A 21,449-nucleotide genomic window follows, 5' to 3' on the forward strand; every position below is an offset into this window, starting at 1 on the left:
TTTCTTCGAGCCCTGGTGGGCATCATCCAGGGAGAAGCAAGCTTTATTGCTGAGAGCAAAACGGGGTCGCTATCTAATGACAAAGAGATCCATCTGGCAGGGTCCGCCGCAACTGGAGGATGCCGCGTGAATCTCTGGAGACTTCCCCATGTGCAACTCGCACCGGAAATTATCTTCACGATTCCAGGTCTTAACTTTCAGGTCACTAATACCTTGTTTTGCACCTGGATTTCCATTATCGTACTTGTCGCTCTTTTCTTTTTCGCGACGCGCAGAGGTGATATGATTCCCCGTGGCCTGCAAAATGCCATGGAGGTTATCGTTGAATTTCTGCTGAATCTGGCCGAAAATATAACTGGTAAGAAAAACGCGCGTAGGTTCTTTCCCCTGGCTGCTACGTTCTTCTGCTTTATCCTGGTTTCCAACCTGCTTGACGTCATCCCTGGTGTCGACTCGATTGGTTCTATTAATCCGGAAGAGCTGCCCAAGGGAGCCCATCCAGGCATTCTCCTGTGGGGTGACGCTTCAAACGCGCTCATTCCCTGGATTCGCCCTGCCACGACCGATCTCAATCTCACGATTGCGATGGCTCTGATCGCAGTAATCACCGCGCAGTGCGTTGGCTTCGCGACGCTTGGCTTTAAAGAACATACCATGAAGTATGTCAATCTGCGGAGTCTGCTCAAGTTCTCAGGAACTGGCTTCATTGAATTCTTCGTGGGTTTGCTTGAGGTTGTCAGTGAGATTAGCCGCATTCTTTCGCTGGCCTTCCGTCTCTTTGGTAACATCTTCGCAGGCAGCATCGTGTTGGCAGTCTTCGCCTTCCTGCTACCTGCTTTTGCAAATGTCATCTTCATTCCGTTTGAGCTGTTTGTTGCCGCAGTCCAGGCCTTTGTTTTCGCCCTGTTGACGCTCATCTATCTGCAGCTCGCCGTTACCGGTCATGATCACGGCGAGGGGCATGGTGAAGAGGTTGACCTCGGTCAGACCTCAGCAGCAGGCAGCCACGCTTAGACAAATGCAAGAGTATCGAGCCGTGTGAGATGGCGCTGCAAAAGCACGCGTCTACATATGGCGCACATATGTAGACGCGTGCTTTTGCAGCGTCGGTCAACAGCAAGGATCGACCTCTCTGCATCGTCCCATCAACATATCGTACCTTTTCAACGTGCTTGCTACTCGCGGAATCTTTCTGCGATTGCATAAATTAATTATACATTAAAAATACTGGACACACCGTCCAGGGAGGATTATTCAAGATGAAAGAACTCGCTATCGCCCTCGCCATCGGTCTCGGAGCCATCGGTCCTGGTATTGGTATTGGTATTGCCGCTGGTCAGGCCTTCAACGCCATTGGCCGCAATCCTGAAGCCGCTCCTGTTATCCAGACCAACCTGATCCTGGGCCTGGCGTTCGCCGAAGCTATCGCTATCTACGCACTGCTGGTCTCTCTGCTCATCAAATTTGTCTAGCCCTGAATTATTTATTCTGAGGCTTCCCTATATGCGCGCGACACAGAGACACAGCCAGTCGTAGACGGTGAGACAGACACGATGAGCTGCGTCTCCGTGTCGCGTATAGGGGGACAAGTGATGGCATAGCGCCATCAAGGAGGCAAAAAATGCAAGCACTTATTCTCGCTCAAGCGAGTGAGAGCAGTGGCGGACTTGGTATTAACGGTGCCTTCTTTATCTCGCAGCTGATTAGCTTTGGTATCGTCTTCCTGATCCTGTGGCGCTGGGGCTTCCCGGCCCTGCTAAAGATCATGGATAAGCGCCAGGCGATCATCCGTGAAGGTATCGAAAACGCTGAGAAGGCTAAAAGAGATCTCGCCGAGGCTAATAACCGCGCTGAGCAGCTCCTTCTGGAAGCACGCCGCCAGTCGGCTGAGACCATCGAGCGTGCCAGCAAGAACGCACAGCAAGAAGCCAACCGCATCATCGAAGAGGCCCAGGCCCGCGCTGAGCAGGTGGCCCAGCAGCAGATCGCTCGCATCCAGCAAGAGGCCAACCGCGCTCGCAATGAGCTGAGCCGCCAGGTAATCAACCTCTCTATCGAAGCCGCCGGCAAAGTCATCAACAAATCCGTTGATAGCAAAGACAATCGCCGCCTGGTGGAAGATTTTATCGTTGCCACTGACCAGACGAGGAACAACTAATGTTAAAAGGAGCGGTAGCACGCCGCTACGCCGGAGCCATCTTCGAGCTCGCGCGCAAGCAGAATACGCTTGATCGCACGCTTGAGGACGTGAAGGAGATCGCACGCCTCTTTTCGATTCGCAAACTGGCGTACCTCCTGCGCGAACCAAAGATTCCGGCTAAGCGCAAAGAGACCGCGCTGCGCCAGGCTCTCGAGCCTCGGGTGTTGCCGACATCGCTCAACCTCGCTCTGTTGATCGTTCAGCGTGAACTGGTCGACGTTATGCCAAATATTGCCGCCGAACTGGAACAACTGGTTCTGGACTATCGCAATCAGGCAATCGCCGAGGTGACAACGGCACAGCCCCTCGATGAAGGGCAGCGCACGGTCTTGCAACAAGCATTAGAAAAGCGAACCGGGAAGAGTGTTATCATGCAGACCCGGGTCGATCCGAGCATTCTGGGTGGTGTCGTGGCTCGTGTGGGAGATCAGGTCATTGATGGAAGCGTGCGTTTCCGTTTGCATGCCTTGCAGCAACGCTTGCTCAATGAAGCGGCTTCCAGCAGTCGAGATTTTTTCTCTGAGGAAGAGCCGGCACTACGCTAAGGCGCGAGGTCTCTTCCTCACCACTGTGATACTACCCTTTCGCTATCCGCCCATCGGCTCCTTAGGCGAAAACCAACGTCGCTCACGCGACTAGCGCTTCCCCCATTCGGGGACCACCTGAAGGTGGCACAGCAAGCGCGCTCAGGTTTTCGTAAGGTAGTGGCCGGATACGTCTCGTAGAGAAGACCCCCTGTCACGCTTTCGTCCCGCTCTCGTCCTGCCATCCCTTACGGGATGCGGCCTGAAACGGGCTTGAAAAGACTAAATGCACCGGCAACGCAGACAACAAGAAACCGTAAGCAGACAGACCACTAGGATACGAAACTAGGAGGAATACGATGGCATCTTGGGCTGACGAAATCAGTGCCATCATAGAGAAAAACATCGCAGGCTTCGGCACCGAAACAACGGCGACCGCGAGCGTCGGCACCGTTATCGCGGTGCAGGACGGCATCGCCCGTGTGTATGGCCTGCAAGATGTAAAATATCTTGAGCTGGTAGAATTTCCCCGCACAGGTCTCTATGGCCTGGCGTTTAACCTTGAAGAAGAAACCGTAAGCTGCCCAATCCTGGGCGACTACACCAAGGTCCGCGAGGACGACGAGGTGCGCACGACCGGTCGTATCATTGAGGTACCCGTCGGCGACGCCTTGCTGGGTCGCGTGGTCAATTCCCTGGGCCAGGCTATCGACGACCGTGGTCCTATCACAACCGATAAGACCCGCCCTGTCGAGCGTGTCGCCCCTGGCGTTATTACCCGCCACTCGGTGAACACTCCCGTACAGACTGGTATCAAGGCCATTGACAGCATGATTCCTATCGGCCGTGGCCAGCGCGAGTTGATCATTGGCGACCGCCAGACTGGTAAGACCGCTATCGCCATCGATACGATCATCAACCAGAAGGGCAAGGACCTGTTCTGTATCTACGTCGCAATCGGTCAGAAAAACTCCTCAATCGCCCGCACACGCGCCATCCTGGAGCAGCACGGCGCGATGGAGTACACCGTTATCGTGGCCGCTGGCGCATCCGATCCCGCCCCCTTGAAGTACCTGGCCCCCTACGCGGGTTGTGCCATCGGTGAAGAATTCATGGAGAGCGGACGCGATGCACTGATCATCTATGATGACCTGACCAAGCACGCTGAAGCCTATCGTAACATGTCCCTGATCATTCGCCGCCCTCCAGGCCGCGAAGCCTTCCCTGGCGATGTCTTCTATCTGCACTCTCGCCTGCTGGAGCGCGCCGCCCGCCTGAACGACGATTACGGTGGTGGTTCGCTGACCGCGCTACCCATCATCGAGACCAAGGCGAACGACATCTCGGCCTACATCCCAACCAACGTCATTTCGATTACCGATGGCCAGATCTTCCTGGAGACAGACCTCTTCAACGCTGGTCAGCGCCCGGCCCTTAACGTCGGCCTCTCGGTCTCCCGCGTGGGTAGTAGCGCGCAGACGAAGGGTATGAGCCAGGTAGCCGGTACACTTCGCCTTGACCTGGCGCAGTTCCGCAGCCTCGCCGCCTTCGCTCAGTTCGCCTCCGACCTGGATAAGGCCACCAAGGCACGTATTGATCGCGGCCGCCGCCTGACAGAAATTCTCAAGCAGCCGCAGTACAGCCCGGTTCCTGTAGAGAAACAGGTCATCATCATTTACGCCGCCACCAATGGCTATCTCGATGATATCGAGCTGGACAAGGTCGCTGACTTCGAGAATGGTCTCTACCGCTACCTGGATACCACCTATCCAGCACTCGGCCAGGAGATCGTCGAGAAATCGGTCAAACAGAAAAATAAGATGTCTCCCGAATTGCAGAAGAAGCTGGGTGCCGCTATCGAAGAGTACAAGCAGACCGCCCTGGCGCGCTAGGAGGTAGGCTGATGGCATCGATTCGAGAAATTGGCCAGCGTATTCGGTCGATTAAAAACATTGCTCAGATTACCAAGGCCATGCAGATGGTGGCGAGCAGCAAGATGCGTCGCGCGCAGGACCGGGTCACACAGGCCCGCCCCTATGCCGACCAGCTGCGCGAGCTTGTCTCGCGCCTCGCGGCCGTCGGCACCGAGGAACTGGGTGATGACGTAGCTCTGCTGAAGCAACGACCCGTACGCAAGATTGGCTACATTGTCATTTCACCTGATCGCGGCCTGAGCGGCGCGCTTCCCAGCAACGTCAACCGCAAGCTTGCGGCCAGCGTGCTTGAGGAGCAGCAACGCCTCGCTGAGAACGGCCAGCATCCAGCCGTAGACTATGTCGCGGTTGGTCGCAAAGGTCGTGACTTTGTTGTGCGGACGAAACAGAACATGGTTGCCGAATTCGTCAACCTGGGTGACCGTCCCAGCATGGGTGATGCCAGGGCTATCGCTCAAGTCGCGGTTGAGAGCTTTCTCAATGGCGATGTGGATGTGGTCTACATGGTCTATCCGAAATTCATCAACACGGTGACGCAGCAGCCAACAACGGTCCAGTTGTTGCCTGTGCAGCCACCGACGTCTGAGGAAGGCACGAAGGCCGAGAAGCAAGACTACATCTATGAGCCGAACCCACAGGAGATCTTCAAGGCTCTCCTGCCACGTTATGTGGATACCCTGGTCTACCAGGCTCTGCTGGAAATGATCGCCAGCCAGTATTCCGCACAGATGATCGCAATGAAAAACGCGACCGATAGTGCGAACGATCTTATTCAAGATCTCTCTCTGACCTATAATAAAGCGCGTCAGACCGCTATTACCACGCAGATTCTTGAGGTCGTGGCCGGTTCTGAAGCCGTCTAGAGATAGACCTAGACAGAAGCAAGCATACTGGTAGAGGCATGTGGAGGATACCGCAATGCCTCTATCTCTGGAGAAATATATGACTACAACACCTACTCGCACAAAGGGTAAAGTTGTACAGGTACTGGGAGTTGTCGTCGACATCGAGTTTCCCGCCGACCAGCTGCCAGAAATCTACAACGAGGTGCGCATCCGCATCGCCGGTGCCGAGAAAGACCTCTCGCTTGAGGTTGAGCAGCACCTTGGCAATAACTGGGTTCGCTGCGTAGCCATGGGTCCAACTGATGGCTTACAGCGCGGTCTCGATGCCGTCGACATGGGCGAGCCTATCGCGGTTCCTGTCGGCCCTAAAACCCTGGGACGTATCTTCAACGTACTTGGCCAGCCTGTGGATAACAAGGAAGAGGTCGAGGATGCCCCTCGCTATCCTATCCACCGCCACGCTCCTACCCTTGAAGACCAGGTCTCAAACATTGAGATCTTCGAAACCGGCCTCAAAGTCATCGACCTGATCTGCCCCTTCATGAAGGGTGGTAAGATTGGTACGTTCGGTGGCGCTGGCGTCGGCAAGACCGTTACCATCCAGGAGCTGATTAACAACATCGCCAAGGGTCACGGCGGGTATAGCGTCTTCGCTGGCGTGGGTGAGCGCACCCGCGAGGGCAATGACCTCTACCACGAAATGATCGATGCCGGTGTTATTGACCGCCTGGCCATGGTCTTTGGCCAGATGAACGAGCCTCCCGGCTCCCGCCTCCGCGTCGCGCTGACCGGCCTGACCATGGCCGAGTACTTCCGCGATGACGAGGGTAAGGACGTTCTGCTCTTCATCGACAACATCTTCCGCTTCACCCAGGCCGGTGCTGAGGTATCCGCTCTGCTCGGTCGTATGCCTTCCGCCGTGGGTTATCAGCCCACCCTGGCTGAGGAGATGGGTGAGCTACAGGAGCGCATTACGTCGACGAAGAAGGGTTCGATCACCTCGATGCAGGCCGTCTATGTGCCTGCTGACGACTACACCGATCCCGCGCCTGCCACGACCTTTGCTCACCTGGACTCAACCATCGTGCTTGAGCGCTCGATTGCTGAGAAAGCGATCTTCCCTGCCGTCGATCCGTTGTCTTCGACCAGCCGCATCCTCGACCCCCAGGTTGTGGGTGCTGAGCATTATGACGTTGCTCGCGGCGTCCAGAAGGTCCTCCAGCGCTACAAAGAGCTTCAGGATATCATCGCCATCCTGGGTGTCGATGAGCTCTCTGAAGATGACAAGCTGACCGTTACGCGCGCGCGTAAGCTTGAGCAGTATCTCTCACAGCCCATGACCGTCGCGCAGGCCTTCACTGGCCGCGAGGGTCGCTATGTGAAGCTGAAGGATACCGTGCGCAGCTTCAAGGAGATCCTTGAGGGCAAACATGACCACATTCCTGAGAACTACTTCTACATGAAGGGTGCTATCGATGAGGTCGTGGCCGAGTACGAGGCTGATCAGAAGAAGGGGTAAAACATGGCAACAACGACAATACGCAATACCCTGCATGTCGAGGTTGTCACCGCCGAGCGTGAGCTGTATAACGGGGAAGCTACCCTGGTAAGCGCTCCTGGCGTCGAGGGCCGTCTGGGCATTCTTCCGCATCATGCGGCCCTCCTGACCTTTCTCAAGCCCGGCGAACTGCGTATCGAACTGGGCGATGCCGAAGAGCCTTTCTTCGTCTCCGGTGGCTTCCTGGAGGTCTCGCATGATCGCGTGACCATCCTGGCAGATGCCGCAGAAGAGGGCGAAACGATTGACGAAGCTCGCGCACAGGAGGCCCGCCGCGTAGCGGAGGAGCGCCTCGCCGAGTCGCGCAGCCAGAACGATCGTGCTGAGGCTCAGGCAGCCCTGGAACGTGCACTTAGCCGCATCAGGGTCGCGGAATATGCGCGCCGTCGCAGCCGCCGCCGCATTGACACGGCAGGCATGCAACAGTAAGAAACAAAAATACGGTCCGGGTTCGTTCCGAACTCGAACCGTATTTTTGTTTCAGCAAGAGCCATATATGGCCTAGAAGCTCCCGCCACCACCGCTGTCGCCACCGCCACCAAAGTCTCCGCCGCCACCTCCAAAGTCTCCACCACCTCCTCCGCCCCAGTCTCCGCCACCTCCGCCAAAATCTCCTCCGCCCTGATTACCACCAAAGTCTCCACCGCCGAAATCTCCACCACCTTGATTGCCACCAAAGTCGCCACCCTGACCGTAATCATCTTCGCGCCTCTCGCGCTCACCCTGTTCACGGCCCAGTTCATAACCTACCAGACCACCAGCCGCGGCACCCAGGCCACCAGCCGCCCAGGGATTCATCCCGCCACCCTGGTTATAGTTGGGTGGATAGGGCTGTCCATATTGATTATAGGGCGGATAGCCTCCCGAAGGTGGTACATTGCGCCGACCAAAGAGGCCGCCAAAGCCACTGCCGCCGCCGAAACCACCACCACCGCCAAAGCCACCGCCTCCTCGGCGCCTGCGCGAGAAGACAAAGGCACCCAGACCCAGCAATACCAGCAAGCCCAGGCAGCAACAGAGCGTCGAACCGCCAAAGGAGCTTCCACTTTGTGCGCCCAGGCCCATAAAGCCACCATTAGCATTGTGGAGCGATTGCAGGGCCGCAACCGTTGCGCCAGTGTAATCTCCACCGTGGAAATTACTACTAAAAGCGCTAGCAGCGTCATTATACTGGTTAGTTGTAAAGGGCTTTCCCGCAAACCAGACCCAATGATGGGTGGTATCTATTGCCATGACGACGTGATTGGAGCCACTCACCTTACTGGCTGTCGTCTGTTGAAAAGACGACTTGGAGCCGTTGAAGCCCGAAGTCGTATAGATGCTCACATTGGAAGACAGGGAATTCGCCGCGCTCTGGACACGACTTCGATTCAACACACTGGCGTTGTCATAGATATTGACAGAGTTCGCCAGTACGCTCAAGGTGGACATAAGCACAAGGCACAGCGCGGCAAACAGCGCCATTGAACTCAGTCCCAAACGCCTCCTCATAGAAGGCCACTTCCGGTCTCTACGCATATGTACAAGTCCTTCCACTTCGCGCTATCGCATCTCATAGAGAATTGCTACCATGTCACAGATTACTAACGCATCACCGCTCGCTCTATCAAATCAACGTATGAGTAACATATTTCTGGATGCCCAACTCTATTTACTATACGCCTCTTTGCCTGTTTTCGACTCTCTGCAAGCAGACTCAGCCTCTTTAGAGCAACCTCCGTATCAAATACGTGCTGCCACGAAAAATGTTGGAAGAGATATGAAGAGATATGTAGAAGGGTAGGGGACGACGCTACTAAAGCACGTGTCTGCATATCATGGTACGGCATGCTTCATACCATGATATGCAGACGCGTGCTTTAGCAGCGCATGACGTTTCGGTAGTTATACTAGATGCCACCATAGACCATGGTAACATCTCTTTATCTATAGCAGGAAGAGGTTACTTCCTGGTCTGTTCATCTTTTTTGGGGACCTCCCAGAAGTTGCCCCCAACGTCCTCGCCACGAGGATCAACCCCGGTTTCGCTGGCAGAGGGCACACCCAGGCGCTCTGCCACGTTTTTGTCTTTCAGATCTATATGCGCCTCAGGATGGGTGTTATCTATCTGCTGTGTGCTCTCACTCTTCTTCGTTCTGCGGGCACCTACAAGCTGCACAGCCAGCACAATGGCAAACACCAGTACGATCAGTCCCAACCACAATGGCAAAAAGTTTGACATAAACCACACCCTCTACTCTCTATATCAAGGGAAAGATACTCATCTCTACTCGGGACACGAAACAGAGGTAGCATTAGATACAACCAACTTCGCCCATGCGCAAGTGAGCACCGCAGGCGCGAGGGATCACAGCATACTCCACTCTTCCTCAGCATGCTACAATGGAGGGGCAAATGAGCACTACAATAACTTCAATGGAGTTCTGTTGAGATGAGTATTACACCTGCTGGACGCAAAAGCCCTTTTGTCCTCATTATCATGGACGGCTGGGGCATTAATCCACGCACCGAGGGGAATGCCATTGCGCTGGCACATACCCCTAGCCTCGATAAACTTGGGCGCGTGTGGTCCCACACAGCGGTCAAGACCTCCGGTGAGGCTGTGGGTCTTCCCGATGGGCAGATGGGCAACTCCGAGGTTGGACACCAGAACATCGGCGCAGGCAAGCGTGTCCTGCAAGACTATACGCGTGTCAGTGAGTCGATTCGCGATGGCAGTTTCTTTCAGAATCCCGCCTTCTTAAAGGCCATCGAGCATGTGAAGAAAAACAACTCCCAGCTACATATCTGTGGTCTGCTCGGCAACGGCGGTGTGCACGCGCATGAGAGCCACCTGGAGGCCCTTCTCACCCTGGCTCATATGCATGACCTGGAGCGTGTGTATATCCACTCATTTACCGATGGGCGCGACGCCTCGCCCACTGGCGGGGTCGAGTTTATGAAACGCTTACAGGCCCGCGCACAGGAGATAGGTGGCGAACACGCCGCCAGGGTCGCGACAGTCTCCGGGCGTTACTATGCCATGGATCGTGATAACCGCTGGGATCGCACTGGCAAGACCTACCTGGCGATGACCAGGGGCGAGGGCTTGCAGGCCAGCTCAGCCCTGGAAGCCATCCAGCAGTCATACGATCAGAAAGTGACCGATGAGTTTATCCTCCCGACCGTCATTATGGAGCATAGCAAGCCTGTGGCTACTGTTCAGGCGGGGGATGCCGTCATCCACTATAACTTCCGCCCGGATCGCGCGCGCCAGCTTACCAAGGCCTTTGTCATGCCTGAACTGCCTCCACAGGCCGAGGAAAAATTCGCACGCGGCCCCAGACTCGCCGACCTGGCCTTTGTCATGATGACTGAGTACGAAGCAGGCCTGGATGCCGGGGTAGCCTATCGTGCAGACGAGGTTGAGATGCCCCTGGCACGCGTCATTGCTGAGCGTGGCCTGCGCCAGTTCCATACCGCCGAGACAGAGAAGTATGCCCATGTCACTTACTTTATCAATGGGCGCCGCGAAACTCCGTTCAGCGGTGAAGATCGCGACCTCGTACCCTCGCCTAAAGTTCCCACCTATGACCTGCAACCTGAGATGAGCGCGGCTGGCATTACCAGGACCGCCATCGAGCATATTCGCAGTGGCGACTATGATTTCGTGGTCATGAACTACGCCAACGCGGATATGGTGGGGCATACCGGCGTGATCGATGCCGCCGTGAAGGCGGTTGAGGCCGTGGATACGGGGGTTGGGCAGGTTGTTGAGGCCACGCTCGCCACTGGCGGTAGCGTCTTGATTACCGCCGATCACGGCAATGCGGAACAGTTGATCGAGTACGATACTGGCAAACCTTTTACCGCTCACACCACTAACCCGGTCCCCTTCTACTTGATATCGCCTCAACTGGCTCAGGCGAAACTACGCACCGACGGTATTCTGGCCGATGTCGCTCCCACCCTCCTACAACTGATGAATATTCCCCAACCCAAAGAGATGTCGGGACACTCCCTGCTCCAATTCTAGCCACAAAGAGAAGTAGAGAGGGTGGGAGGCGCGAGAAGGCCGAAGCTGCTGAAGCACGTGTCGGCCTCTCCGCGCGCCTCCCATATAGCTCAATATTACTACCTACGCTGTAAACGCTTGACAAGTTATCCACAAAACGCTAGTAAATTTGTGGATAACTGCCTTCATTTGTGGATAACCTCGTCATCCGATACGTTCCAGGTGTACTATAGGAACAATGATATATGCTCCACTCTCCAATTGCACACGCGCGGCACGGGCGCGAATGCCGGAGGGAAACTGCTGCTCATGAGAAAACAGATGGTCCAGGATACCACTTACACCCGCGTACTCTCCCCCCATGACACGCACCGAGATGCCTATCTTTAAGGCATGTCTGGGCACAACTGGCTGCCAATCAGGCCCAGTCTCCTCCGCTGGCAACGAGATCACCAGTTCGGGCAACAGGTGATGCGCCAGGGAGGTCAGACCTAATAGGAGCGCGAAGGAGCCTTCATAGCTTTGCAATATGCCCTTCAAACTCTCTGGCATAGGAAACTCGCCTACGCCCTCGGTAAAAAGTAGGGTTAATGGTGGTAAATAAGAGGAGGCCAGTTCAATATCCCGGCTGACGAAGAGTTGCAGCAGGTCGGTATGCAGAAAGCCTTCTAGGTCAGGCAGCGCAATACTGCTGGCAACCAGGCCTATGGCTTTCGCTTGTAGGGCCTGGTGCAGTAACGCGAGATTCGCCGGGCCGGGCACAATGAGCAGCGAACCAGGGAGCTCCTCGCTAATTGCCTTGCCATCCCACATGACCAGTTTCCCTACGACCTGATAGCCCGCGCCCATGCAGCCCTGAACAACTGCCGCACGACTCTCTATAAGCACACCATTACGTGGTGTCACAGCCAGAACACGCCCACGGAGACCAGCGAGCACCAGTTCATGCGAGCCAGGTGAAGATGAAATAAGCCGTGGCGCGAGCGATGCTCGCGCCAACGGCTCATAAAGCGCTTTCGTTGCTTCGATTTGCAGAACAGGTTGGTCAGGCAGGACCTCCTGACCGGGCTGAACCAGGGGTATCGCTTTGATTGTGTGAGCACCAGGCCAGCGCTCGCGCTGCACCTGTATGCGTGGAACCACCAACCAACCAAGAAGATTGGCCATGGCTTGACCTCCCGGATGTCTCTGCTTATCGCCAGGGTGCTACTGCACGCCCGCATCCATTTTGAAAGGCATTTAGACGTTCAACGCCTGCATCCATTGTGTGAGGCGGGCATGCCGCTCCACATCATTTGCAGGAAGCGCCAGGGGACGCCCACGTGCGTCGATAATCAGGCCCACCAGGCCACCATCGATCTCTTCGGCAGCACGCGCACGCTCGCCAGGACCAAGACCCACATCAACTCCCGGTGCGGGGAAGAGGGTCAACAGGGCTTGCTCGTTTACCTTCAGAGGAATGACCTCGATAGAGCCAGCCATTACATCGACATTAATCTGGCGTCCATTACTATATTCTACACCAACACGCACGGCTAATTGCCCTGATTTCAAATCGCCATAGGGGATCACACAAGTTCCCAGGCGGTGCGAAACGGCATCATTCTCATTCACCTGCACCGCAACAATGGGCGCGATACTGGCAACAGCCCCCAGTTGCGAGATCAGCATGGTGCGATCCAGTACGAGTGACGTAATACCACGTGGCTGGAGCGCATCAAGCAGCATCATCGCCGCCTGGCTATATTTGGGTGTATGGGCCAGAATACCGCCTGTAGCAAGAATGAGATCAGGGTTGAGTTCATCGCCGCTGGCCTTCTGAGCCTCCTCCATGGTGATCATCATTGCTTCACGCGCAAAAGCCTGGCTAAAGGCTAACTCGCGCGAACTCGTGGGGAGAGAGGCGGGATGCGCCATCTGATTTAGCGCGTACTGGCGCAGTTCCTCTTCCGTCACCACAAAAGGTAGCCAGCGACCGACACGTTGCCAACCAACACGCTGCAACAACGCGCTCAGGCCTGGCCCAACACCAATACCAGCATTTACAGTGGGCACAAATTCGCCCTGCTCACCAGCCAGCATCACTGTTGTTGTCAGCCCACCCACATCAACCGCGGTCACATTCATGGCATAGTGTTGCGCCAGGAAACGCACCAGACTGCTTAGTGAGGTAGCGGTCGCAACAGGCGCGGCCCCACCCGACCACTCGTGTAAGCGCGCATACCCTGGCAAGCTCTGGATTACATTGCGCCCATGCAGGCCACCAACAGCCAGACTCACCTGGCCCAACTGCTCGGAAGCGGTTAGCGCATCCAGGCGTGTCACAGTGGAGACACCCTTGAGCATACGCCGCACGGCTTCTACATATTGGGGTGCCCCGGCATACAGGGTTGGCACTTCGCCAGCCTTGCTCCCGAGCTCCCTGCGCTGGCGATCCGCGTTGACTAGCAACTGGCACGCCTCTTGCAGAGGACTGGGGCCTGCGGGACTATCAGTCATGCCTACAATTAAGGCTCCCTGTGGCTGTAGCTCGCGCATACGCGCCAGCTGGCGCTCCCACTCTTTGGTGACGCGCTCCTGTGTCCAGGAGGAGGTCTCGGTGGGCGCTTTCTCCTCCGCCCCCGCTGCCCCCACTGAAAGAGGGGTCCGCGAGGTTGCCGCCTGAAACGAGGGGGCCGGGATAACGTGCATCTCCGCGTATAGGCCTGAAATCGCCTGAGAAGCGAGACTCTCTAATTTGGCATCGATGGCACCTAAAACGACCAGGCGCAGTGGGCCACCCGCGCTGATAGTAGCAATAAAGGCATCCACCCCATCGCCATTTGACTGCTCTGGCGTCAGAACCAAGCCATCTTTCACCAGCTTACGGCCTGTCACGAACTCAATGGTATTGAGCGCTTGCATCACGCCCCGGGTTATATCTTCATGCGGAGGTACGATAGTAGTTGGCGCTTCTCCACGCGCCATCAAGCGATACTGGCCCTCAACAAGCCCAAAAAGTGAGACCTTCGTAAAGACGGTCCCACAGTCAGCGACGAGCAATGAATTGGCCATCGCGGGAGGTTGATTTTGTTGTGCTGGCCCCTGTCCGCCCTCTGGATAGGGTTGTGTGTACATCTCTGGATAACCACTCCTCTAATAATTAGCGGAAGAATAGCTCACGGATCGCATTGAACAACCCACGTTTCGCGGGTTTCTGCGACTCCAATCGGGACTGCTCCGCCATTGGACCAATACCACTCTGTGAAGGCATCGCGCCGGGCATATTATTAGTGTTATTTGGCATCTGCCCCATACCCCCCATAGGCATCGGACTGTTTCCACCCATGCTGTAGGGATTAGGATTCGCAGCAGGCGCGTTGCCATAGGCGTAGGGATTATTATAAATGCCAGACATGCTCTGACCTGGCTGAGGCTGTGGCGGCTGCCCCATCATACCAGGCATTGCGCCTTGCATACCACCCGGTAATGAACCGCTCCCTGCATATCCACCTGGCTGAGGCATTGGCGAGGAAGTAGGTCCCTGCGGCATACCCATAGAAGCGGGACCCTGTACGCCTGGCGCTCCACCCATAAAGGGTGAACCGTTGCTCATTGGAGCCGAACCTGGCTGTAATTGTTGTGGCTGCTGTGGCTGCATTGGTGGCTGCCCGGGGAATTGTGGCGCCGCCGAGGCCACACCTAGCATTGAAGCGAAGACATTGGCTGCGACTTCACTGCCCTCGGTGGAACTCACCTCACTACGTGGGCGACTGGGTACACGCATGCTCGCCTGATTAGCGCTTTGCGAGCCTGTGGACACGCCCCCCTGAGCATAGCCTTCACCTTCGCGCATCCAACTAGGCAGGGCATTTACATCAACAAAAGACGATGCAGAGATAGCACCCCCAGCGTTCGCTGCCGGGTTTGACTGCGATGGGGCACCTTGCTCATTCTCACGCATCCAGCCTGGAAGTGCATTCGCGTCAATCAGCGATGAAGCGGCAAAGCCTGGCTGAAACGACTGTGCGCTAGCAGGGTTCTGAGCGCCGCCCGCCTCATTCTCCTTCATCCAGGAAGGGAGGGCCTGTGGATCAATCAGCGAATTGGCCGAGAAAGCACCAGAATTCACCTCTGCCGCCGCATTCTGCGTGGAATTGAAGGGAGAAGGCGCCTGTGTGAATGGCTCTGGCACGGCTGGCATTGGAGGCATCGACGCTGGCTGTGGTGTCTGCGCGATATTTGGCATGGCTGGCGCAGGCTGCTGAGTAGGCGTCATGGGTGAGGAAGCCTGAGCCTGCGGATGGATCTGACGCATCCACTCGGGCAGCGCCTCGGAGTCTACCAGGCTAGAGGCATTAAAGCCCTGAGGCAGAGGAGCGCTTTCATTCTTCTTCCCCTCGTGCATCCAGGACGGTAGCGAATTCTCATCAATCAAGGAATTCGCGTCGAAGCCCTGCTTGGGCATGCCCCCCTCGCCAGTGGTCGCGGCCGAAAAGCCCGAGGGACGTAGCGGCACCTCTCCGGTCTCACCCCGCTCTGAACGCATCCATGTCGGTAACGATCCCTCTTCAACCAGGTCCCCAGCCGTAAAGTTCGCTGGGCTCTTGGGAGGCGCAGCCGACATCTCTCCAGCGCGTAGCGATTCTAGCCACGCGGGAAGTTCCTGCTGACCCTGCCCACTCCGGCCAGGGACCATATTTCCCGTCTGCCAGTTTTCAAGTGGCTGCCCATTTTCGACACTGCTAGCAAGCGGCGCACCACACATCTGGCACTGCCCCGCACTAGCAGGGGAGACATTCCCACAACGGTTACATCTAATCACAATAACTCCTCACTTTCGCCAGTCTCGCTTGTTATACAACGTAGCCATATACTTTCCTGCTAGGGTACTCGCCCAACCACAAGAACAAGACGCTTCTAGCAGTACTATGCTGTGCGCAAGCGAAGCCCTGGCGCATCGACGAGATGCGCTTGCAGCGTTCCAAAATTGCTTTTATCCTTCAGAGCTTCTCCATACACGCGCGTGTCTCCAAGCGGGTGAACGCACACGCTTCTTCATCTTTAAGCAGTGAAATAGCAGCCAACCATTTCCAGGTACCAGGTCACAGACGTATTGTCGGTCAGATACGTGTGATAACTTGCATAATAAGGCATGCTGATATGATACAATACACGCGTTGTCGATTCCAAAAGTACTACCTACCAGGAGACCATCCATGTCAGAACAGCCACCGGGTATATCCAGGCCTGCGCCGGCTCTGCTCCGTCTGACCCTCCCGCTCCCACCCAGCATCAACGAGCAATATGCGACGGTCAATGGACACCGCGTCAGCACGGCTGTTGCACGCCAATTTAAGCGCCAGGTGCGCGACGCCATACGCGCGCTCGAACGCCAGGGTACACTCCATGATGCACTACGACAGCGATTTCAACAAGGCTATCTGGCACTCTTTCTGGACTTCTTCTTCTCCACCCCGCTCAAACGGGACCTGGATGGAGGACTCAAGATCACTCAAGACGCGCTTTGCCAGGAGCTTAACATCAATGATAACCGGATTGTCGACATCCATCTTACAAAGCACATTAATCCACTTCATCCACATCTCTACGTTGAGCTTGAGGTCATTGACGACTGGCAGTTTGATAAAGAGTACATTCTTCTCAGCTAAACAGATTCCCCTTGCCAGTCAACAAAGCCTGTCTCTATGATAAAACTGATAAGGATTATAATCTGTAACAGAATGCGCAAACAATTCTTTAAGAGGTACTTTTGATGTTTCTCCAAGCATGTAGACGCACCTATAACAGAGTTACTGGTCAGCCTCGCTGGCGTGAGTACGTCATAAAAGATGCGATTCGAGCTCCCAGGCCCCAGGCCCCGCTGCCCAGTATGTTAACACACCGGCTCCCTCGTGTCGCTCTCGGCCTGCTCTTAAGTGCGGGTATTAGTACCCTCGCCTATCGCAGGCGCTCCCTTGATCGCAGTGGAGTCGCTGGCGCGGTCATCACCGGCACCTCCACTTTTGGGCTAGGAGGAAACTCCTGGGGACTCTCGTTGATCTTCTTTTTTGTCTCGTCCAGCCTCTTTTCACACTTTCGCGCACAAGAGAAGGCTGCCACTGCCGCTGATAAGTTTAGCAAGGGCACGCAACGCGACTTCGCCCAGGTCATGGCCAACGGTGGAGTCGCTTCGCTCCTGGCAAGCGCACACGCGCTTAGCAGCAATGCCCAGGCAAGCCAGGCCTTGCACGCTGGCTATATAGGTGCGCTCGCCACGGCCAACGCCGATACCTGGGCCACGGAGCTAGGCGTTCTCAGCCCTCACGCTCCACGCCTGATTACGAATGGCCGTGTCACAACGCCAGGTACCTCAGGTGGGATTACGCCCCTGGGAACCACGGCCTCAGCGGCGGGAGCGCTCTCTCTGGGACTTTTTAACTGGCTCATGCAGCCGAGAGATCGCTTTGCGCGCCGCCTACCTCTTATCGCCCTGCTCAGCGGCCTGACTGGCAGCCTCTTTGACAGCCTGCTGGGCGCAACCGTCCAGGCCATGTACTATTGCCCACAATGCGCCAAAGAGACCGAGCGCCGGGTCCATAATTGTGGGACACCGACCCTCTTTCTGCGCGGATCTCGTCATATCAATAACGATACAGTCAACTTCCTGGCTACATTGTGTGGGTCTATTGTAGCAATCTTTTTAGCAAGAGGCACGTCCCGCACACATTGAAGAGATGGAGATAACGTGAAAAAAGTAGGGAAGATGCTTCCAGGCTTGCTCGCTCGCGATTGGAAACCGGGGCGGGCCGCCTTCGCAGGCCTTATAGCAACCCTCATTTATAGTATCGCCATGGAGAGCGATAAATTTCTTATCGGGAACCGTTTCAGCGATGTACGCTTTCTAGAAGGGATGCTCGCTGGCGAGAAGCGAAGCAAACGCATCAACGCTCTGGCCTGGCTGCTACACTTCCTGAATGGTGTGGCTCTGGCAGAACTCTATGCCGCGGTCGTCAAACGCTTCTTGCCAGGGCCAGCCTGGCTACGGGGCACAATTTTTGGCGAGGCCTTTGTCTTCGTCATCTGGTGGATTACACCCCTGGCCGATAAGTACCATCCCTTAATTCGCAATGGCGAGATGCCCCACCTCTTCCGCTGGCGCTCATTCTGGCAAAATATGCTTCGCCACGCCTCCTATGGCCTGGCTCTAGGGTTTCTCTATCCCAACAGTGATAAAAGAGGTAAATAAGAGTGTGATGGTAGGCTGGCAGAGCCAGCCTACCATCACACTCTTCACTCTGTATAAAGCACTGCAGGTGCTGATCTAGACGATGTGCCGCACCCACTCACCTACAAAGGGCAAGCGATAATCGGGCTTGACCCACGCCATGATCATTAGCCAGATCCAGAGTAGCGCCCAGGCCCACCACAACATATCAATAAACAGGCCCAGGCCAAAATTCGTGATCAAGCGCAGCAGAGGAATCAGGTTCAACATGGCTCGTAACATTCCGACCCCGTAAATCACCAGGGAGAGTGCCCCAAAAGTAATGAGTGATTGTAGGGCGTGCCAACGAACCCGGCGGTTCTTCTCAAGAAAGAAAAAGAATAGGCCTGAAACCCAGAAGAGTGCATACGCCAGTACACGCTCAACACGCTCATTCAAGCCTAAAGAGGTTGCTCGATGCATCATTACCCTGCTCCTCATTTTCCTAGCTGTATAGCCTTATACATATATGCTTCATCAAGTCTTTTGCTTGTCTTATATACGCATTGCTCAATAGATGTGTTGCAAGTACCTGTACCAAATCGGTAATAGAGACGAGACTTTTGAGGTAAGTATACGTCTATTATCAATAGGAGGCGCTGCACCCAGACAATCACCAAAACATATATTTTTGTGGCGCAAAAATACATTGTTTTGAACATAATTATACTTTGTGTAGTAACTGCTTACATGGGGAGTTTCCAGGGCATTCCCCCAAGATCTTATTCCGAAACCCAACGTCACTTGCGTGCCTAGCGCTCCGCGCTCAGGGTTTTCGGAGAAGCTATTCAAAATGTCCTCTCCGTAGGGAAGGGTGAATTTCAGTCAAAGAAAGGAGCGCGGCCTTCCTTCCTCAACAGGTGACACGGAGTATGGTGCCGCTTTCTGTAATAGCTCTATGCAAAAAGAGAGTGTTTCGCTTCGCATCCCAGCCAACCGACCATTAAAACATATTGTGTGCTATGCCCTGGCAGTAATTACCTGCCTGATTGGGCTTTCAGATATGCTCTCAGCGTTTCTGCCCAGGTTTGATTGGGTCTTACAGTTTGGTCAGTGGCCAGCGATGCTGCCCCATACGCAACTACGGGCGCAGGTACTCACTGTTGTAGTGGGCTTTTTCCTCATTATGCTCTCGTATGGCCTGGCTCGGGGGAAACGTCACGCCTGGCTGATCAGCATTTTTCTGCTCCTCCTCTCTGCATTCTTTCTGCATGTGCTTCGCGGTGGCTCGATCCTGGCTACCGTTAGTGCAATGGTTCTGGCCATCTTGATAGCCTGTTCAGTTCGCTTCTTCCAGGCACGCAGCGATCCACCTTCGGTTCTACGTGGTTACGCCGCCCTGGTCCTAAGCCTGGGCATCGTCTTCTTCTACGCCATCGGTGGCTTCCTGGCCCTCTTTGATGACCTAGAACCAATCTCGCGGCGCATCGGCTTTACAGGCCTGACTTTCCGCATTTTTACCCGTGCACACCTACATGTTCCGATGTCATCGCCAGCCTTTCTCTTCGCACCCATTCTGCGCACGCTTTGCATCTGTGCCGTGCTCTATGGTATGATCCAGATCTTCCGCCCCGTGGCCGCCGCCTTCCTACCTGAACATACTGAGCGCCGCAAGGCCCGGGAGCTAGCCCATCTCCATGGCAAAAACTCCATCGCCTACTTCACACTCACCGAAGAGAAGCTCTACTTCTTCTCCTCCTCAGAGCGAGCGGTCATTAGCTATGTTCTGGAGGGCAGTACAGCAGTGGTAGCAGGCGACCCCATTGGACCAGAGACGGAACTCCCCATTATCATGCGTGAGTTTGTAGAGTTCTGCAATAAGCAGGACTGGACCGTGGTCTTCTGGCAGATCCGTGATGAGTTAAAACCACTCTATCAGACCCTGGGCCTGCACCTGATTAAAATTGGTGAAGATGCAGTCATCAACCCCCAGACCTTTACCTTGAAAGGTGGGGCGATGGCCAATGTACGCTCAAGCGCCAAACGCGCCGAGAAAGACAACGTTCATATCGACTTCTACAACGGTCATGTGACCAACCTGGAACAGCTTGCGCAGATGGAGGGCATCTCCCAGCGCTGGCTCGATGAAAAAGGTGGCACAGAGATGGGCTTTAGCATGGGACACTTCGATCCCGCAGGTGATGAAGAGCTGATCTATGCCGTTGCCGTCGATGACCGTAACAAGGTTCACGCCTTCGTCTCTTTCGTGCCCATCTATGGTCGCAATGGTTGGGGGCTTGACCTGATGCGCCGCGCCGAACAGCCCGCCCCTGGCACGATGGAACTATTGCTTGCACGCTCAATTGAATTCATCAAAAATACGGGCGCGACCATGATGAGCCTGGGCCTGGCACCGCTCAGTGACGTTAACGCGGATGATGATACCTTCCTGGGGAGCAGCATCGATTTCCTGAGTAATCGCTTTGGCGATCCCACCAAGAACCAGTCGCTCTTCAACTTCAAAAAGAAGTTTCATCCCGCCTGGGAGAGCCGCTTCCTGGTCTACTCAGATGCCCTGAGCCTGCCAAAGATTGGCTGGGCACTCTATCGCGCCCACCAGGATGTCTCTATGCTCAGCGTTATACGCCATAGCCTCAAGCAGCGGCGTATGCAACGCCGCCTCAAGCGCCTGGAGATGCTCAAGGCGACACACACAAGCGCAGTCTAGACACTTACAATAATAAGCCACCCCCTCTTATCTCTGAGACAACTTCTGCCTCAGTTGTCGCACTGGCGAAATTGCCGTATAATGAAACATAGTTTATCGACTCTAACCATCCTTCAGGAGGCTGCTATAATGGCTTTGCATATCAACCCACTTGATGGTATTTTCATTGGTGATTTCTTTGGTTTTCTCATCTCGCTGCCAATCGCGCTCTTTCTCGCGTTCTGGTTTAGCGCGATTAAGCATCGTGTCTTCGCGATTCTCGGGGCACTCCTGGGATCTTTCATTGGCTTCGTAGCGATCTATGCCTGGATTGGTACCCTAGTTTCTGATCCCCCTGTGCTCTCCTCGAATCCCGGTGCGGCCTTCTTCGCTTCGGCGCTCTTCTGCTCCATCCTCGGCCTGGCTGGCGGTGTTTTGGTCGACGTTCTGGTGGCAAACAGAAGCAACCGCGATTATCGTCGTCCCGCTCACGAATAGCCT

General features: G+C 55.3%; 20 protein-coding genes. 14 read left to right on the plus strand and 6 right to left on the minus strand.

Going from position 1 to position 21,449, the window contains the following annotated elements; translation table 11 throughout:
- Nucleotides 1-126 precede the first annotated feature (126 nt).
- The 8 genes from atpB to JMJ16_RS25445 all read left to right on the plus strand — a co-directional run bounded on the left by atpB (nucleotide 127) and on the right by JMJ16_RS25445 (nucleotide 7,490).
- Entirely contained in the window at nucleotides 127-1,014 is an 888-nt protein-coding gene (gene atpB / locus JMJ16_RS25410; protein ID WP_201386008.1) for a F0F1 ATP synthase subunit A, read from the plus strand.
- A 245-nt stretch (nucleotides 1,015-1,259) separates the two neighbouring features.
- Entirely contained in the window at nucleotides 1,260-1,472 is a 213-nt protein-coding gene (atpE, locus tag JMJ16_RS25415) for an ATP synthase F0 subunit C (protein WP_201369703.1), read from the plus strand.
- Nucleotides 1,473-1,621: 149 nt separating this feature from the next.
- Nucleotides 1,622-2,158, plus strand: a complete 537-nt coding sequence (gene atpF / locus JMJ16_RS25420; RefSeq protein ID WP_201386010.1) for a F0F1 ATP synthase subunit B — start codon at nucleotides 1,622-1,624, stop codon at nucleotides 2,156-2,158.
- Entirely contained in the window at nucleotides 2,158-2,745 is a 588-nt protein-coding gene (gene atpH, locus JMJ16_RS25425; RefSeq protein WP_201386012.1) for an ATP synthase F1 subunit delta, read from the plus strand. Before atpF ends, atpH begins: the two co-directional genes overlap by 1 nt.
- 338 nt (nucleotides 2,746-3,083) lie before the next feature.
- On the plus strand, nucleotides 3,084-4,616 hold the full coding sequence (atpA, locus tag JMJ16_RS25430; protein ID WP_201386014.1) for a F0F1 ATP synthase subunit alpha: 1,533 nt from the start codon (nucleotides 3,084-3,086) through the stop codon (nucleotides 4,614-4,616).
- A gap of 11 nt (nucleotides 4,617-4,627) precedes the next feature.
- The gene (gene atpG, locus JMJ16_RS25435; protein ID WP_201386016.1) at nucleotides 4,628-5,521 is read left to right on the plus strand and encodes an ATP synthase F1 subunit gamma; all 894 of its coding nucleotides are present in this window, start codon (nucleotides 4,628-4,630) and stop codon (nucleotides 5,519-5,521) included.
- A 79-nt stretch (nucleotides 5,522-5,600) separates the two neighbouring features.
- The gene (gene atpD / locus JMJ16_RS25440) at nucleotides 5,601-7,022 is read left to right on the plus strand and encodes a F0F1 ATP synthase subunit beta (protein WP_201369707.1); all 1,422 of its coding nucleotides are present in this window, start codon (nucleotides 5,601-5,603) and stop codon (nucleotides 7,020-7,022) included.
- Between the two features lie 3 nt (nucleotides 7,023-7,025).
- The gene (locus JMJ16_RS25445; RefSeq protein ID WP_201386018.1) at nucleotides 7,026-7,490 is read left to right on the plus strand and encodes a F0F1 ATP synthase subunit epsilon; all 465 of its coding nucleotides are present in this window, start codon (nucleotides 7,026-7,028) and stop codon (nucleotides 7,488-7,490) included.
- A 72-nt stretch (nucleotides 7,491-7,562) separates the two neighbouring features.
- On the opposite strand, the gene JMJ16_RS25450 is transcribed toward JMJ16_RS25445, so the two are convergent.
- A complete protein-coding gene (locus JMJ16_RS25450; protein WP_201386020.1) occupies nucleotides 7,563-8,540 on the minus strand; it encodes a hypothetical protein in 978 nt (325 codons plus the stop codon).
- 463 nt (nucleotides 8,541-9,003) lie between these two features.
- Nucleotides 9,004-9,282: a hypothetical protein gene (locus JMJ16_RS25455; protein WP_201386022.1), complete on the minus strand. Its 279-nt coding sequence runs from the start codon at nucleotides 9,280-9,282 to the stop codon at nucleotides 9,004-9,006.
- Between the two features lie 210 nt (nucleotides 9,283-9,492).
- Here JMJ16_RS25455 and gpmI point away from each other — a divergent pair, with 210 nt between their 5' ends.
- Nucleotides 9,493-11,076, plus strand: a complete 1,584-nt coding sequence (gpmI, locus tag JMJ16_RS25460; RefSeq protein WP_201386024.1) for a 2,3-bisphosphoglycerate-independent phosphoglycerate mutase — start codon at nucleotides 9,493-9,495, stop codon at nucleotides 11,074-11,076.
- Between the two features lie 183 nt (nucleotides 11,077-11,259).
- Here gpmI and JMJ16_RS25465 read toward each other — a convergent pair whose 3' ends face one another.
- The 3 genes from JMJ16_RS25465 to JMJ16_RS25475 all read right to left on the minus strand — a co-directional run bounded on the left by JMJ16_RS25465 (nucleotide 11,260) and on the right by JMJ16_RS25475 (nucleotide 15,859).
- Nucleotides 11,260-12,222, minus strand: coding sequence for a hypothetical protein (locus tag JMJ16_RS25465; RefSeq protein WP_201386026.1), 963 nt, complete (start codon nucleotides 12,220-12,222; stop codon nucleotides 11,260-11,262).
- A gap of 72 nt (nucleotides 12,223-12,294) precedes the next feature.
- Complete coding sequence (locus tag JMJ16_RS25470) at nucleotides 12,295-14,172, minus strand: glutamate mutase L (RefSeq protein ID WP_201386029.1); 1,878 nt, start codon at nucleotides 14,170-14,172, stop codon at nucleotides 12,295-12,297.
- A gap of 25 nt (nucleotides 14,173-14,197) precedes the next feature.
- The gene (locus JMJ16_RS25475; protein WP_201386031.1) at nucleotides 14,198-15,859 is read right to left on the minus strand and encodes a hypothetical protein; all 1,662 of its coding nucleotides are present in this window, start codon (nucleotides 15,857-15,859) and stop codon (nucleotides 14,198-14,200) included.
- Between the two features lie 394 nt (nucleotides 15,860-16,253).
- Here JMJ16_RS25475 and JMJ16_RS25480 point away from each other — a divergent pair, with 394 nt between their 5' ends.
- From JMJ16_RS25480 to JMJ16_RS25490, 3 genes are all read left to right on the plus strand, one after another.
- Entirely contained in the window at nucleotides 16,254-16,706 is a 453-nt protein-coding gene (locus tag JMJ16_RS25480; protein WP_201386033.1) for a RusA family crossover junction endodeoxyribonuclease, read from the plus strand.
- A gap of 104 nt (nucleotides 16,707-16,810) precedes the next feature.
- Nucleotides 16,811-17,767, plus strand: coding sequence for a DUF92 domain-containing protein (locus JMJ16_RS25485; RefSeq protein ID WP_201386035.1), 957 nt, complete (start codon nucleotides 16,811-16,813; stop codon nucleotides 17,765-17,767).
- Nucleotides 17,768-17,782: 15 nt separating this feature from the next.
- A complete protein-coding gene (locus JMJ16_RS25490) occupies nucleotides 17,783-18,283 on the plus strand; it encodes a DUF6789 family protein (RefSeq protein ID WP_201386037.1) in 501 nt (166 codons plus the stop codon).
- A gap of 75 nt (nucleotides 18,284-18,358) precedes the next feature.
- Here the strand turns inward: JMJ16_RS25490 and JMJ16_RS25495 are convergent, their stop codons facing one another.
- A complete protein-coding gene (locus JMJ16_RS25495; RefSeq protein WP_201369719.1) occupies nucleotides 18,359-18,727 on the minus strand; it encodes a DUF4870 domain-containing protein in 369 nt (122 codons plus the stop codon).
- A gap of 472 nt (nucleotides 18,728-19,199) precedes the next feature.
- Between JMJ16_RS25495 and JMJ16_RS25500 the strand changes: the two genes are divergently transcribed.
- Together JMJ16_RS25500 and JMJ16_RS25505 are read left to right on the plus strand one after the other, a co-directional pair.
- A complete protein-coding gene (locus tag JMJ16_RS25500; protein ID WP_201386042.1) occupies nucleotides 19,200-20,969 on the plus strand; it encodes a bifunctional lysylphosphatidylglycerol flippase/synthetase MprF in 1,770 nt (589 codons plus the stop codon).
- Nucleotides 20,970-21,098: 129 nt separating this feature from the next.
- Nucleotides 21,099-21,446: a PTS sucrose transporter subunit IIBC gene (locus JMJ16_RS25505; RefSeq protein WP_201386043.1), complete on the plus strand. Its 348-nt coding sequence runs from the start codon at nucleotides 21,099-21,101 to the stop codon at nucleotides 21,444-21,446.
- Nucleotides 21,447-21,449: the final 3 nt, after the last annotated feature.

Source organism: Ktedonobacter sp. SOSP1-52 (assembly GCF_016587395.1).

Excerpts from the sequence above, each read along its gene's own strand:
- JMJ16_RS25495 (WP_201369719.1), bottom strand. The coding sequence starts at position 18,727 with ATGATGCATCGAGCAACCTCTTTAGGCTTGAATGAGCGTGTTGAGCGT.
- JMJ16_RS25480 (WP_201386033.1), top strand. The coding sequence starts at position 16,254 with ATGTCAGAACAGCCACCGGGTATATCCAGGCCTGCGCCGGCTCTGCTC.
- atpD (WP_201369707.1), top strand. The coding sequence starts at position 5,601 with ATGACTACAACACCTACTCGCACAAAGGGTAAAGTTGTACAGGTACTG.
- JMJ16_RS25470 (WP_201386029.1), bottom strand. The coding sequence starts at position 14,172 with ATGTACACACAACCCTATCCAGAGGGCGGACAGGGGCCAGCACAACAA.
- JMJ16_RS25485 (WP_201386035.1), top strand. The coding sequence starts at position 16,811 with ATGTTTCTCCAAGCATGTAGACGCACCTATAACAGAGTTACTGGTCAG.
- atpG (WP_201386016.1), top strand. The coding sequence starts at position 4,628 with ATGGCATCGATTCGAGAAATTGGCCAGCGTATTCGGTCGATTAAAAAC.
- atpA (WP_201386014.1), top strand. The coding sequence starts at position 3,084 with ATGGCATCTTGGGCTGACGAAATCAGTGCCATCATAGAGAAAAACATC.
- atpF (WP_201386010.1), top strand. The coding sequence starts at position 1,622 with ATGCAAGCACTTATTCTCGCTCAAGCGAGTGAGAGCAGTGGCGGACTT.
- atpE (WP_201369703.1), top strand. The coding sequence starts at position 1,260 with ATGAAAGAACTCGCTATCGCCCTCGCCATCGGTCTCGGAGCCATCGGT.
- JMJ16_RS25445 (WP_201386018.1), top strand. The coding sequence starts at position 7,026 with ATGGCAACAACGACAATACGCAATACCCTGCATGTCGAGGTTGTCACC.
- JMJ16_RS25505 (WP_201386043.1), top strand. The coding sequence starts at position 21,099 with ATGGCTTTGCATATCAACCCACTTGATGGTATTTTCATTGGTGATTTC.
- JMJ16_RS25465 (WP_201386026.1), bottom strand. The coding sequence starts at position 12,222 with ATGGCCAATCTTCTTGGTTGGTTGGTGGTTCCACGCATACAGGTGCAG.
- gpmI (WP_201386024.1), top strand. The coding sequence starts at position 9,493 with ATGAGTATTACACCTGCTGGACGCAAAAGCCCTTTTGTCCTCATTATC.
- atpH (WP_201386012.1), top strand. The coding sequence starts at position 2,158 with ATGTTAAAAGGAGCGGTAGCACGCCGCTACGCCGGAGCCATCTTCGAG.
- JMJ16_RS25500 (WP_201386042.1), top strand. The coding sequence starts at position 19,200 with ATGCAAAAAGAGAGTGTTTCGCTTCGCATCCCAGCCAACCGACCATTA.
- JMJ16_RS25455 (WP_201386022.1), bottom strand. The coding sequence starts at position 9,282 with ATGTCAAACTTTTTGCCATTGTGGTTGGGACTGATCGTACTGGTGTTT.